Source organism: Rhizobium sp. PK7-22, assembly GCF_056530405.1.
On the sequence record NZ_CP096514.1, the window covers coordinates 581478 to 594697 of the forward strand.

Annotated in this window: 8 protein-coding genes; 5 read left to right on the plus strand and 3 right to left on the minus strand. The window is 62.6% G+C overall.

Annotated features, from left to right (window positions below):
* The first annotated feature begins 61 nt into the window (after nt 1-61).
* From leuB to M1E10_RS07560, 3 genes are all read left to right on the plus strand, one after another.
* The gene (leuB, locus tag M1E10_RS07550) at nt 62-1171 is read left to right on the plus strand and encodes a 3-isopropylmalate dehydrogenase (RefSeq protein WP_499175750.1); all 1110 of its coding nucleotides are present in this window, start codon (nt 62-64) and stop codon (nt 1169-1171) included.
* A 378-nt stretch (nt 1172-1549) separates the two neighbouring features.
* Nucleotides 1550-2584, plus strand: a complete 1035-nt coding sequence (locus M1E10_RS07555; protein ID WP_499175751.1) for an aspartate-semialdehyde dehydrogenase — start codon at nt 1550-1552, stop codon at nt 2582-2584.
* Nucleotides 2585-2751: 167 nt separating this feature from the next.
* Nucleotides 2752-3564 (plus strand): lytic murein transglycosylase, encoded by an 813-nt coding sequence (locus tag M1E10_RS07560; protein WP_499175752.1) that lies wholly within the window; start codon nt 2752-2754, stop codon nt 3562-3564.
* 10 nt (nt 3565-3574) lie between these two features.
* On the opposite strand, the gene M1E10_RS07565 is transcribed toward M1E10_RS07560, so the two are convergent.
* Nucleotides 3575-4252, minus strand: a complete 678-nt coding sequence (locus M1E10_RS07565) for a carbonic anhydrase (RefSeq protein ID WP_499175753.1) — start codon at nt 4250-4252, stop codon at nt 3575-3577.
* Nucleotides 4253-4299: 47 nt separating this feature from the next.
* The gene (pdxY, locus tag M1E10_RS07570) at nt 4300-5169 is read right to left on the minus strand and encodes a pyridoxal kinase PdxY (RefSeq protein WP_499175754.1); all 870 of its coding nucleotides are present in this window, start codon (nt 5167-5169) and stop codon (nt 4300-4302) included.
* A 175-nt stretch (nt 5170-5344) separates the two neighbouring features.
* Between pdxY and M1E10_RS07575 the strand changes: the two genes are divergently transcribed.
* Together M1E10_RS07575 and M1E10_RS07580 are read left to right on the plus strand one after the other, a co-directional pair.
* Nucleotides 5345-10114 (plus strand): NAD-glutamate dehydrogenase, encoded by a 4770-nt coding sequence (locus M1E10_RS07575; protein ID WP_499175755.1) that lies wholly within the window; start codon nt 5345-5347, stop codon nt 10112-10114.
* Between the two features lie 37 nt (nt 10115-10151).
* Nucleotides 10152-11546 (plus strand): MFS transporter, encoded by a 1395-nt coding sequence (locus tag M1E10_RS07580; RefSeq protein ID WP_499175756.1) that lies wholly within the window; start codon nt 10152-10154, stop codon nt 11544-11546.
* A 2-nt stretch (nt 11547-11548) separates the two neighbouring features.
* Here M1E10_RS07580 and purH read toward each other — a convergent pair whose 3' ends face one another.
* On the minus strand, nt 11549-13165 hold the full coding sequence (gene purH, locus M1E10_RS07585; RefSeq protein WP_499175757.1) for a bifunctional phosphoribosylaminoimidazolecarboxamide formyltransferase/inosine monophosphate cyclohydrolase: 1617 nt from the start codon (nt 13163-13165) through the stop codon (nt 11549-11551).
* Nucleotides 13166-13220: the final 55 nt, after the last annotated feature.

Genomic DNA, 13220 nt, shown 5'->3' on the forward strand with positions numbered 1-13220 from the left:
TCACAGAGGTTGATCTCCTCCGTGCGGAGGGTAAATCGGCCAGTCAGAGGAACACACGCACATGACCAAGTCTCTCTTCCTGCTTCCAGGCGACGGTATCGGCCCCGAGGCCATGGCCGAGGTGCGCAAGATCATCGCCCACATGAACAGCGCGATGGACGCCGGCTTCGTGATCGACGAGGGACTGGTCGGCGGTTGCGCCTATGACACCCACGGCGCTGCGATTTCGGAAGCCGACATGGGCAAGGCCATGGCCGCGGATGCTGTTCTCTTCGGCGCCGTCGGCGGGCCGAAGTGGGACGACGTGCCCTACGACGTGCGTCCTGAGGCCGGTCTTCTGCGGCTGCGCAAGGATCTGGAGCTGTTCGCCAACCTTCGCCCCGCCATCTGCTATCCGGCGCTCGCCTCCGCCTCGTCGCTTAAGCCAGAGCTCGTGGAAGGGCTCGACATCCTGATCGTGCGCGAACTGACCGGCGGCGTCTATTTCGGCGAACCGAAGACGATTACCGATCTCGGCAACGGCCAGAAGCGTGCGATCGACACGCAGGTGTACGATACCTACGAGATCGAGCGTATTTCCAGTGTCGCCTTCGAGCTGGCCCGCACCCGCAGCAACCGCGTCTGCTCCATGGAGAAGCGCAACGTCATGAAGTCGGGCGTGCTGTGGAACCAGGTCGTCACGGAAACCCACAAGCGCACCTACTCCGACGTCAAGCTCGAGCACATGCTGGCCGACGCCGGCGGCATGCAGCTGGTGCGCGCGCCAAAACAGTTCGACGTGATCGTCACCGACAATCTCTTCGGCGACATGCTGTCCGACGTTGCGGCCATGCTGACCGGTTCGCTGGGCATGCTGCCGTCCGCGTCGCTTGGCGCCCCCGATGCGATGACAGGCAAGCGTAAGGCGCTTTACGAACCTGTCCACGGCTCGGCGCCGGACATTGCAGGCCAGGGCGTTGCCAACCCGATTGCCATGATCGCATCCTTCGCCATGTGCCTGCGCTATTCCTTCAACATGGTGGCGGAAGCGGACCGCCTCGAGAAGGCGATCGCCAACGTCCTCGAACAGGGTATCCGCACCGGCGACATCATGGCCGAAGGCTGCCGCCAGGTCGGCACCACCGAAATGGGCGACGCGATCCTGAAGGAATTTGCCAGCCTCTCCGCCTGAGGCTTCGGGCATGCCACATGGCGTCCCGCAAAACGGGACGTCTCCTGCAGCTGGAGGCCCAGATACCCGCTCGTAGGGCGTGTGGCTGCGGTCTCAGCTTGACTCCGGATCAAAATCTTCTAAAGACCTCACCAAACGGGAAGCATCCTATGAACCGCCGCGAGTTTGACATCGCTGCAGATTTCCAGCCGGCACGGCGTGCCCGACTGAGCGATTGCTTTTCCGCATCCAACACAACCACGGCCAAAAAGACGACGAAAACCGTCTGACGTCTCTGGCCACCGCTCTCTCCCCGGTAAGGCCGGGGACCAGGAAACCGCGACGTTTTGCGGCTTTCCCCCTCACGGATCGAGGAGAGACAGAAAGAGAGCAAAGAGCATGGGTTTCAAGATTGCAGTCGTCGGCGCTACCGGCAATGTCGGCAGGGAAATGCTGAACATTCTCGCCGAACGCGCCTTTCCCGCCGATGAAGTGGTCGCTCTGGCGTCCGCCCGCTCGCAGGGCACGGAAGTGTCCTATGGCGACAAGACCCTGAAGGTCTCCAACCTCGAGAACTACGATTTCTCAGACACCGACATCTGCCTGATGTCGGCTGGCGGCACCATCTCGCAGAAGTGGTCGCCGAAGATCGGTGCCCAGGGCTGCGTCGTCATCGACAACTCCTCCGCCTGGCGCTACGACCAGGAAGTTCCGCTGATCGTTCCGGAAGTCAATGCCGACGCCATCGCCGGTTTCCGCAAGAAGAACATCATTGCCAACCCGAACTGCTCGACGGCTCAGTTGGTCGTTGCGCTGAAGCCCTTGCACGACTTTGCCAAGATCAAGCGCGTTGTCGTCTCGACCTACCAATCGGTTTCCGGCGCCGGCAAGGAAGGCATGGACGAACTCTTCACACAGACCCGCGCCGTCTTTGTTGCCGATCCGCTCTCGTCGAAGAAGTTCACCAAGCGCATCGCCTTCAACGTCATCCCGCATATCGATAGCTTCATGGAAGATGGCTACACGAAGGAAGAGTGGAAGGTTCTGGCCGAGACCAAGAAGATGCTCGACCCGAAGATCCGTGTGACCTGCACCGCCGTGCGCGTGCCCGTGTTCATCGGCCATTCCGAATCCGTCAACATCGAATTCGAGAACGAGATCACCGCCGACCAGGCGCGCGACATCCTGCGCGAAGCACCGGGCTGCCTCGTCATCGACAAGCATGAGGACGGCGGCTACATGACGCCGGTCGAATGCGCCGGTGAAGACGCAACCTATATCTCGCGCATCCGCGAGGACGCGACTGTCGAAAACGGCCTGAACATCTGGGTCGTCTCCGACAACCTGCGCAAGGGTGCGGCCCTGAATGCGATCCAGATCGCTGAACTGCTCCTCAACCGCGGCCTGATCAAGCCGCGCAAGCAGGCTGCCTGATCAGCTTGCGACGGATTTTCTGTCGGTGCCTTCACGCAAGGCACCGACAGTTGTCGCGCGATCCTCACGAATAATTCAGTCCACGCCGGTTGAAGCATTCGCTACGAGTCCCATAAAGCTTCATTCAACGATTAACGGGCGACTGCCCATTGGAAGCGAAACAATTCATGAAGAATACTCTGCGTGCAGCCGCGTTTGTTGCAGCCCTCGTCTCCACGGCCATGCCGGTCGCCGCAGCCCAATGCGGCAATGACAGTGCCGGTTTTGCCAACTGGGTGCAGGACTTCAAGCCACAGGCAGTTGCAAGCGGCATCCATCCGCAGGCGGTCGAGCAGGCCTTCGCCAACGTCTCCTACAACCGCGACACGATCCGTGCCGATCGCGGCCAGCGCAGCTTCAAACTGTCCTTCGACCAGTTCATGGAAAAGCGCGGCGGCGCGACCATCATCGCCCGCGGCAAGAAGATGAAGAACACCCACGCCCAGCTGTTGAGCGCCATCGAGCGCCGCTACGGGGTGCCTGCCGGACCGTTGATGGCAATCTGGGGTATGGAAACCGGCTTCGGCAGCTTTCTCGGCGATCAGCACACACTGTCGTCAGTTGCCACACTGGCTTACGACTGCCGCCGCTCCGACTATTTCACGGAGCAGCTCTATGCGGCCCTGACGCTCGTCCAGCGCGGGGATTTGAGCCCGGCAGCCCGCGGCGCCGCGCATGGTGAAATCGGTCAGACGCAGTTCCTGCCGGCCAACGTCGTTCGCTACGGCGTCGATGGCGATGGCGACGGCCACGTCGATCTCGTCGGCTCGCGCGCCGATGCGCTGGCATCGACCGCCAACTTCCTGGTTGGCCACGGCTGGCAGCCAGGTGCTGGATACCAGCCGGGCGAACCCAACCACGTGGCCATCCAGGGATGGAATGCGGCAACGGTCTATCAGCAGGCCATCGCCCATATCGGCGCAGAAATCGACGGGCGCTAAGGCATTGCAGTCAGGCGGCAGGTTGCGGATCTGCCGCCGCAGGCATCGTGTCTGACGGCCGGAAGAAATCTCCGCTCTTGCCGTCCATCACCCAGAGTTCCCCGCTCGAGATATCGAACCAGGCCCCATGCAACTGCAGCGTTCCCTCGTCTTCCAGGGCGCGGACGTTGGGGAAGGTCCTCAGGTTGCTGATCGAGTTGCGAATGGACACGCGCTCGAGTGCCGTCTGCCGCTCCGACTGCGTCATCAGGTCGTTGCTTTGGATCTGATGCGCTGCCGGCCGGACAAGACCCATCCACTTGCCGATGAAATCGCCGGGCGACAACGGCTCCAGGTTGGGATCCAGCGCTGCCTGGATGCCGCCGCAGCGACCGTGACCCATGATTACGATGTTGCGGATCTTGAGCGCCTGCACCGCATATTCCAGTGCCGCGGACGTCGCGTGATATTGGCCGTCCGGTTCGTAAGGCGGCACCATGTTGGCCACGTTGCGAACAACGAAGAGCTCGCCGGGCCCGCAGTCGAAGATCGTCTCAGGTGCAGCACGGGAATCGCAACAGGCGACAACCAGCGTATGAGGCGTCTGCCCGGATTCCGCCAGAGTCCGATAGCGTTCCCGCTCGTCGGTGTAACGGCCGCTCATGAATTCACGATACCCGTTTAGGAGGCGCTCTGGAAATTGCTGCATGGCTTAGGATTATCCTGAGGTTGTCATAAGTTCAACGGTGCCCGGAGCTACCGTCGCACCCGCTGAAGCGGATGGACGAGGCGCCGCATTTGTACCATCGCCATCGGCGTCGTCAGACTCTGAGAGTCCGTTTCCAGAGTGAGTTCGTCGCTACCGCGTTTGGCGGTTCTCGCAAGAATTTCAAAAACGCTCGCCGTCGCCAGTTGAAGCGCCCGCTCCTCGTCGATGCCCGCCATCAGCCGCGCCAGAAACAGGGCCGACGTCAGATCACCCAGTCCGTTTGGCGGATTGTCGATCAGCCTGTGTTCGGCCAGCAAAGCATGTTTCCCGCTCAGGTAGAGATTGCCGGTCCCGCCGGCCATCATCGGCACGGCCGATGTTACCAGCATTCGGGACGGCCCGAGCGCGAGCGCAGCTTCCATGATCATGGCATTGCTGTCGAGTGCGCTTCCGGCAAGCCACGCGAGTTCGTAGCGATTGGGTGTCGCCACGTTCGCCAGGGGCAGCAATTCGTCGCGGATGGCTTCCGCCGTTTCCTGCGGCACGTAGAGACCGCCGAGGTCTCCGATCACCGGATCACAGACGTAGAGAAGCTCGGGGTTGCGCTCCCGCAGGGCGCGAACCAGCCGGGCGACAGCCTTGGGCTGCCCGGCATTCCCAAAATAGCCCGTCAGGACGGCTTTGATCTCTCCGGCCCAACGCGCTTGGATCAGGTCTTCGATGACTTTGTCGAAATCATCTTCTGAAAATGTCAGGCGGGTCGAGGGACCATGACCCGGATGCCAGGGGAGAATCACTGTCGGCAAGGCCCATACGGGAAATCCAAGCGTCTCCAAAGCAAACACGGCAGCTCGGTTCCCCACGGAGCCGCGGACCACATGACTGGAGATGACGATAACCGCGCTGGGATTTTCCATCTTCGCATTCCGTTTCGGTCCGCTTGATCGTTTTTTCATGCTCGCTTGTCAATAACGCTGATCCATATGCAGTGCCAGCCAGGCTGGTCGGAGGACGCAGGGCAGGATTGCAGGCGGGAGCTGTTGACGGATCGCCGTTTGCAACAGCATGTTGATACATCACGGAGAGAATGACATGGGCAGGCAGAACCCGAAACGGGAAAAGCAGATCGAAACCGCGCGCAAGATCGCAGCGGAAGGGTCAAGGCCCTTCCTCGATCCATCTATCCTGTTTGGGCGGGCAAGCGGCGACGACATCGAGCGCTATACACCTGATATGTTGGCAGCATCGGCAGCCCATGCTGCAGATTGCCTGAAGAACTGGACCAGAGTCCGACCGTCCATCACGCTTCAGGCCCTCGAAGACGTCGAGCCGGATGGCAAGCCTGCCTGGGTCCTGACGGTAGTCGACCGTAACATGCCATTCCTCTTCGATTCCGTGATGGGCGAGGTCACGGCAAGCCATCGCGACCTCTATCTGGCTGTCCATCCGATCCTGCTCCTGGAGCCGGGAGCTGAGCCGGTTCTGCGTTCCGGCGACAACCCCGGCAATCCCGCGCACCATGTCAGTCTGATCCAGATCCACCTTCCACCGCTTCCGGATGCGGAAGCCGAGGCGCTGATCGGCCGTATTCGCAACGTCCTGGAGCAGGTGCATCTGGCGATCACCGACTGGACGCCGATGCTGGATCTTCTGCAGGGAGCAGCCGAGGAGCTTCGCTCCTACTCCGCCAGCCGGAAGAAGGCCGACCGGGACGAGGCGCTTGCCTTCGTCGACTGGCTGCGCCACGACAATTTCACCTTTCTCGGAATGCGCGAATACATCTATTCGGGCAAGGGCGCGACGGCGACGGTCGAGCGCAGCAAAGGGCGAGGCCTTGGCATCCTTTCCGATCCCGACGTTCGGGTTCTGCGCCAGGGCAAGGATTCCGTCACCACCACGCCCGAAATCCTGGAATTCCTGGAGGGGCCGGACTTCCTCATCGTGACCAAGGCCAACGTCAAATCCGTGGTCCATCGTCGCGCCTACATGGACTATGTCGGGATCAAGCGGTTCGGGGCTGATGGCGAGGTGACCGGGGAACTGCGCATCGTCGGCCTGTTCACCGCCACTGCCTACACCCACTCCGTGCGCGAAATTCCCTTGCTCAAGGCCAAGGCGCAGCGCGTCGAGGAACATTTCGACTTCGACCCGAACAGCCATTCCGGCCGCATGCTGGGCAATGCGCTGGAATCCTATCCGCGCGATGATCTCTTCCAGATCGATGTGCCGACGCTGGTGCGCTTCAGCGAGCAGATCATGGAGCTGAGCGAAAGGCCGCGGGTCCGCGTCCTGCCCCGCATCGACCACTTCGACCGGTTTGTATCAGTCATCGTCTATGTCCCGCGCGAAGACTATAATTCGCTGGTACGCGAGAAGGTGAGCGACCACCTTGCGCGCGTCTACGACGGGCATGTCTCCGCCTATTATCCGGCTTTCCCGGAAGGCGGAGTGGCGCGCGTCCACATCATCATCGGTCGCCGGGGTGGTCGCACGCCGCGGGTTCCCCAGGCAAAGCTCGAGGAGGCAATCCGGCTGATCTCGACGCCCTGGGAGCAGCGGTTCGCGGCACTGAGCGAAGAGGGGACGCATCTTTCCGTCAACAAGGCCTTTCAGGAAGCCTTCACGCCGGAAGAGGCGCATGCAGACCTTGGCCATATCGCAGCCTGTGCCGCGGGCGATTCGATCCGGATCGCCTTCTACACCCGCCCGGACGATGACCAGACGACGCTGCGCCTGAAGATCTTCCACCAGCCCGAGCATCTGTCCCTGTCACGCCGCGTGCCGCTTCTGGAAAACCTCGGCCTCCACGTCGTCAGCGAGCAGACGTTCGACATAGATGTCCGCGCCGACGACCACCTGAACCCCGTGGTCCTGCACGACATGGAACTTGAGTTGCGCAACCAGCCCGCCTTTGCTCTCGACCGGGACGCCCGGCGACTGGAGGAGGCATTTCTGGCGGCCTTCGGCGGACGGGCGGACAACGACTCCTTCAACCGTCTTGTCCTGCTGTCGGCACTGACGACACGGGAGACCACGGTGCTGCGAGCCTATGCCCGCTACCTGAGACAGGCGGGCATCGTGTACTCGCAGGCCCTGATTGCGGACACGCTCGCCAGATATCCCATGATCACGGCCGGGATCTTCCGGCTGTTTTACGACAGCTTTGATCCGTCCCTCGCAGAAAAGCCGCGGGCAAAGAAGTTGGCCGGCCATCATACCACGCTTGAAGAAGCCTTGGCCGGGGTTCCGAGCCTCGACGACGACAAGATTTTCCGCCGCTACATCAACGCCATCGACGCCACTTTGCGGACCAACTACTTCCAGACAACCGAAGACGGTCAGCCCCGGGCGACGCTCGCCTTCAAGTTCGACCCGAAGCTGCTCGACGGCCTGCCGCAGCCGCGGCCCTTCCGGGAGATCTTCGTCTATGGCACCGAGGTGGAAGGCGTCCATCTGCGCTTCGGCAAGGTTGCCCGCGGCGGCCTGCGATGGTCCGACCGGGGAGAGGATTACCGCACCGAGGTGCTGGGCCTGGTGAAGGCACAGCAGGTCAAGAATGCGGTAATCGTACCCGTCGGCGCGAAAGGCGGCTTCGTCCCCAAGGCCCTGCCGGCAGGCGGCTCCCGCGACCAGATCTTCAAGGCGGGCCGCGAGGCCTACAAGACCTTCATCCGCACCCTTCTCTCCGTCACCGACAACATCGTCGGCGATGACGTGGTCGGGCCCGAACGGACTTTGCGCGTCGATGGCGATGACCCGTATTTCGTCGTGGCCGCCGACAAGGGCACCGCGACATTCTCCGACACGGCCAACGGCCTGGCGCAGGAAGCCGGCTTCTGGCTCGATGATGCCTTCGCCTCCGGCGGTTCTGTCGGCTACGATCACAAGAAGATGGGCATCACGGCCCGAGGCGCGTGGGAAGCGGTCACCCGCCACTTCCGCGAGATGGATATCAACATCCAGGCGACGCCGTTCACAGTCGCCGGAATCGGCGACATGTCCGGTGACGTCTTCGGCAACGGCATGCTCCTGTCGCGTCACATCCGCCTGATCGCCGCCTTCGACCACCGCGACATCTTCATCGACCCCGATCCGGACACGGAGCGGTCCTTTGCAGAGCGCCAGCGGATGTTCGAACTGCCGCGCTCGAGCTGGCAGGATTATGATCGCACCAGCCTCTCCGAAGGGGCCATGATCATTTCGCGGAGCGAAAAATCGGTCAAGCTGACGCCGCAGGCCATGGCCGCCATCGGCATCGACAGGCCCGTCGCCACGCCCTATGAGATCATGACCGCCATCCTGAAGAGCGCGGTGGATCTTCTCTGGTTCGGTGGCATCGGCACCTATATCAAGGCTGCATTCGAGACGGACGCCGAGGTCGGTGACCGGGCAAACGATCCGATCCGTGTCGTCGCAACCGAGGTCCGGGCCAAGGTCATCGGCGAGGGCGCCAACCTCGGCGTGACCCAGAAAGGCCGCATCGCCTACGCGCTGACGGGTGGGCGGGTGAACTCCGACGCAATCGACAATTCCGCGGGCGTCAATTCCTCGGACGTCGAGGTCAACATCAAGATCGCCTTCAGTTCGGCCATGCGCAGCGGCCGCCTCACCCGCGACAAGCGCAACCAGATCCTGTCGTCCATGACGAGCGAAGTCGCCGATCTGGTGCTGCGCAACAACTACCTCCAGACGCTCGCCATCTCGCTGACGGAATGCAAGGGAACCGGTAACCGGGAAGAACTGTCCCGCCTGATGTCGGTCCTGGAATCACGAGGCCATCTGGACCGTGCCGTCGAGACCCTACCAAGCGATGCCGAAATGGTGGAACGCTACCACGCCGGCAAGCCGCTGACCCGTCCGGAGATCGGCGTCCTGCTCTCCTACGCCAAGATCACCCTGTTCGACGAGTTGCTCGACAGCAACCTGCCGGATGAACCCTATTTTGCAGACGTCCTGAAAGGCTACTTCCCAGCCAAGATGCAGAAGACCTTCGCCGTCGACATCGAAGGCCACCGCCTGCACCGCGAGATCATCGCTTCGGTGCTGGCCAACGAGGTGATCAATCGTGGCGGCCCGGGCTTCATCCAGGCCATGATCGACGCCACGGGCGCTTCGCCGGCCGAGGTCGTCAAGGCGGCCTATCTCGCCCGCGACGGCTTCGACCTTCCCCGCCTCTGGGCTGCGACGGATCTTTTGGACGGTAAGATTTCCGGACGCATCCAGAACGACGTCTACGCCAGGATCACCGGCATCTTCGTTGATGCAACCCACCTGATCCTGCGGACACGCTCGGGCTCCGGGACCATCGAGGCGTCAATCACGGCGCTGAGGAAGGGGGCAAAAGAGCTCCGCGCCACCATCGGCACGCTCGGACTAGCGCCGGAGATCCGGCAGCAGGCCATGGAACTGCAGGCGGAGCGGATTCCCGCCGCTTTGGCCGAGGATGTCAGCCGCCTGCCGACCCTTGTCCTCGTTCCCGAGATGCTGCTGATCGGGACCCGTACCGACAGGGACCTCGGCAACGTGGCACCAACCTACTTTGCCGCAACCGACACCTTCAGGATCGATCGTCTGCTTGCGCTGGGCGAGGCCATCAGCCCGAGCGATCACTACGAAAGCGTCGCGCTGGGCCGCAGCCTTGATCAGATCTCCTCGGCGCGCCGCGATATCGTGGTGTCCGCCCTGACATCTCATCCGAGCGACAAGAAACCGTTGGAGGCGTGGTATGCCAGCCGACGCCTGCAGGTGAACCGCCTGGTCAACGAATTGCTGGTGCTCACCGAGGCGACGGACTTCAACCTGCCCAGGCTGGTGGTTGCTGCCGGACTAGTAAGCGATCTGGCGGAGTCGCGACCCACATGAGAAGAACCTCACCTCCGGTCCACGCGAGGCAGCACCCTTGGTAGCGTCGATCATCCCCGAGATCCCGCCGCCAGCAACCGCGTCCCGGCGCGGGATCTGGGGATGGATGACCTTCGACTGGGCGGCGCAGCCCTTCTTCACGGTCGTCGTCACCTTCGTGTTCGGCCCCTATTTCGTCGCCCGCCTGACGCAAGACCCGGTCTCTGCGCAGGCAGCATGGGCAAACATGGCGACGATCTCGTCGTTGGTCATCGCGATCCTGTCGCCGCTGCTGGGCGCGATTGCCGATCGGTCCGGGCCCCGTAAGCCCTGGATCCTTTGTTTTGCAGCCGTCAAGATCGTCTGCCTGTCGCTCCTCTGGTTTGCGGCACCCGGATCGCCCCTGGTCTGGCCCCTCGTGCTGATGATCTTTGCCTCCATCGCTGCGGAGTTCTCGATCGTCTTCAATGATTCGATGATGCCGCGACTGATCGGCCCGGACGAGGTGGGTCGCGTCTCGAACATCGCCTGGGGTCTGGGATATCTGGGCGGTATGATCGTGCTGATCCTGGTGGTGACCCTGCTTGCCGGCAGCCCGGATACGGGATTGACGCTGATCGGCATCGAACCGCTCTTCGGGCTCGATCCGGCCCTTGGCGAGGACGCCCGCATCACCGGCCCCATTGCGGCTGTCTGGTACTTGCTGTTCATCCTGCCGATGTTGCTGTTCACCCCGGACGCAACAAAGGGCCAGCCTATGCGCCAGGCCGTGCGCAGCGGCCTGCGCGATCTGCGCGGCACCATCGGGGAACTGAGGAAAAAGCCAGGAATTGCGAAATTCCTGATCGCCCGCATGCTCTATCAGGACGGGGTCAACGGGCTCCTGATCCTCGGCGGCGCCTTCGCCGCCGGCATGTTCGGCTGGGCAACGATCGAGATCGGAGTTTACGGCATCCTGTTGAACGTCATTGCCATCTTCGGGTGCTTCATCGCCGGACGGCTCGACCTGCGGCTTGGATCGAAGGCCGTGGTGGTAATCAGCCTCGTCCTGCTGCTGATCGCCACCGTCGGTATTGTCTCCACCGGCCCGGGCTTCGTCTTCTTCGGCCTGTTGCCGCTTGGGCTGGAGGACTCCGGGGGGCTGTTCGGCACTGCGGCGGAAAAGGCCTATGTGCTCTTCGGCCTGCTGATCGGCATCGCCTTCGGTCCCGTGCAGGCCTCGTCGCGGTCCTATCTGGCGCGCAGCGTCAGCCTTGGCGATGCCGGTCGCTACTTCGGCATCTATGCGCTGTCGGGCCGGGCCACCAGCTTCATGGCGACCCTGCTTTTTTCGATGGTCACCTATGCCAGCGGCTCCGCGCGGCTGGGCATGGCAACACTCATCCTCTTCCTGGTGGCTGGCCTGCTGCTTCTGTTGCGCACGCCTTATCCGGCCAGTCGTCCGGATCGCTGAATCTAGTGCCGGAAATGCCGCATGCCGGTGAACACCATCGCCACGCCATGCTCGTTTGCGGCGTCGATAACCTCCTGGTCGCGCATCGATCCGCCCGGCTGAATGACGGCGGTGGCACCGGCGGCAATCGCCGACAGCAGTCCGTCCGCAAACGGGAAGAACGCCTCCGACGCCACGGCCGAACCTTTTGTCATCGGCTCCGGCCAGCCCATCGTCTTGGCGGCCTCTTCCGCCTTGATCGCGGCAATCCTGGCTGAATCGATGCGGCTCATCTGGCCGGCGCCGATGCCAGCCGTCTGTCCGCCTTTGGCATAGACGATGGCGTTCGACTTGACGTGCTTGGCCACCTTGTAGGCGAACTTCATGTCCTCCAGCTCCCGGTCGGTGGGAGCACGCGTCGTCACGACCCGCAGGTCGATGTCCTCGATCATGCCGTTGTCGCGCGTCTGGACGAGCAGCCCACCCGAGACGGTTTTGGCGGTGATTCCGCGCGAACGCGGATCCGGCAGTCCCCCGGTCTCCAGGAGGCGCAGGTTCGGCTTGCCGGCAATGATGGCCTTTGCCTCGTCGGACACCTCGGGGGCGATGATGACTTCTGTGAAGAGTTTGACGATTTCTTGGGCCGTCTCGGCATCGAGAAGCTGGTTGAGCGCAATGATGCCGCCGAAGGCCGAGGTGGAATCGCAGGCGAGGGCCCGCAGATAGGCCTCCTTCAGCGAGGTACCAGTTGCAACGCCGCAGGGATTGGCGTGCTTGATGATCGCGCAGGCAGGCCCTTGGCTCGGAGAGAACTCGGCGATCAGCTCGAAGGCCCCGTCGGTGTCGTTGATGTTGTTGTAGGACAGTTGCTTGCCTTGCAGGAGCTTGGCGGTCGCAACACCTGGCCGGTTTTCTCCGGTCACATAGAAGCCGGCGCTCTGATGCGGGTTCTCGCCATAGCGCATCTCCTCCTTCAGCACGCCCCCGATCGTCCGGTACCGCGGGATCTCGATGTCGAGCGCCTCGGCAAACCAGTTGGAGATGGCCGTGTCGTAGGCTGCGGTCCGCGCATAGGCCTTGGCCGCCAGCTTCTGGCGGAAGGCGTAGACTGTCTGGCCCTCGTTGGTGCGCAGCGCCTCGATCAGCGCAAGATAGTCCGAAGGATCCACGACGACCGTGACATAGGCATGGTTCTTGGCGGCGGCACGGATCATGGCCGGACCGCCGATGTCGATATTTTCGACCGTCGTCGGATAGTCGCCGCCCGCAGCCCGCACATCCTCGAAGGGATAGAGGTTGATGACGGCGAGATCGATCCCCTCAATGCCGTGGGTTTTCATCGCCGCAATGTGTTCCGCATCGTCGCGGATCGCAAGCAAGCCGCCGTGAACGCTCGGGTGCAAGGTCTTGACGCGGCCGTCCATGATCTCCGGGAAGCCTGTCACGGCCGACACGTCGGTGACCGCCAGTCCGGCGGCCTCGATGGCCTTGTGGGTTCCGCCGGTCGACAGAAGGCGAACGCCCTGCGCCGCGAGGGCCTGAGCCAGCTCGACAATGCCGGTCTTGTCGGACACCGACAGCAGTGCCGTGCGGATCTTGACCTGATCCGGGGCAGGAATCTTCTTAGAAACGACGGCCATCGGGATGCTCCTCGGGATGATGCCGCCACGCGGCAAGGGCAGTTGGCGCCGCGTT

Bases quoted from the DNA above. Each gene is read 5' to 3' on its own strand.
- leuB (WP_499175750.1), top strand. From the start codon at position 62: ATGACCAAGTCTCTCTTCCTGCTTCCAGGCGACGGTATCGGCCCCGAG.
- M1E10_RS07555 (WP_499175751.1), top strand. From the start codon at position 1,550: ATGGGTTTCAAGATTGCAGTCGTCGGCGCTACCGGCAATGTCGGCAGG.
- M1E10_RS07560 (WP_499175752.1), top strand. From the start codon at position 2,752: ATGAAGAATACTCTGCGTGCAGCCGCGTTTGTTGCAGCCCTCGTCTCC.
- M1E10_RS07565 (WP_499175753.1), bottom strand. From the start codon at position 4,252: ATGCAGCAATTTCCAGAGCGCCTCCTAAACGGGTATCGTGAATTCATG.
- pdxY (WP_499175754.1), bottom strand. From the start codon at position 5,169: ATGGAAAATCCCAGCGCGGTTATCGTCATCTCCAGTCATGTGGTCCGC.
- M1E10_RS07575 (WP_499175755.1), top strand. From the start codon at position 5,345: ATGGGCAGGCAGAACCCGAAACGGGAAAAGCAGATCGAAACCGCGCGC.
- purH (WP_499175757.1), bottom strand. From the start codon at position 13,165: ATGGCCGTCGTTTCTAAGAAGATTCCTGCCCCGGATCAGGTCAAGATC.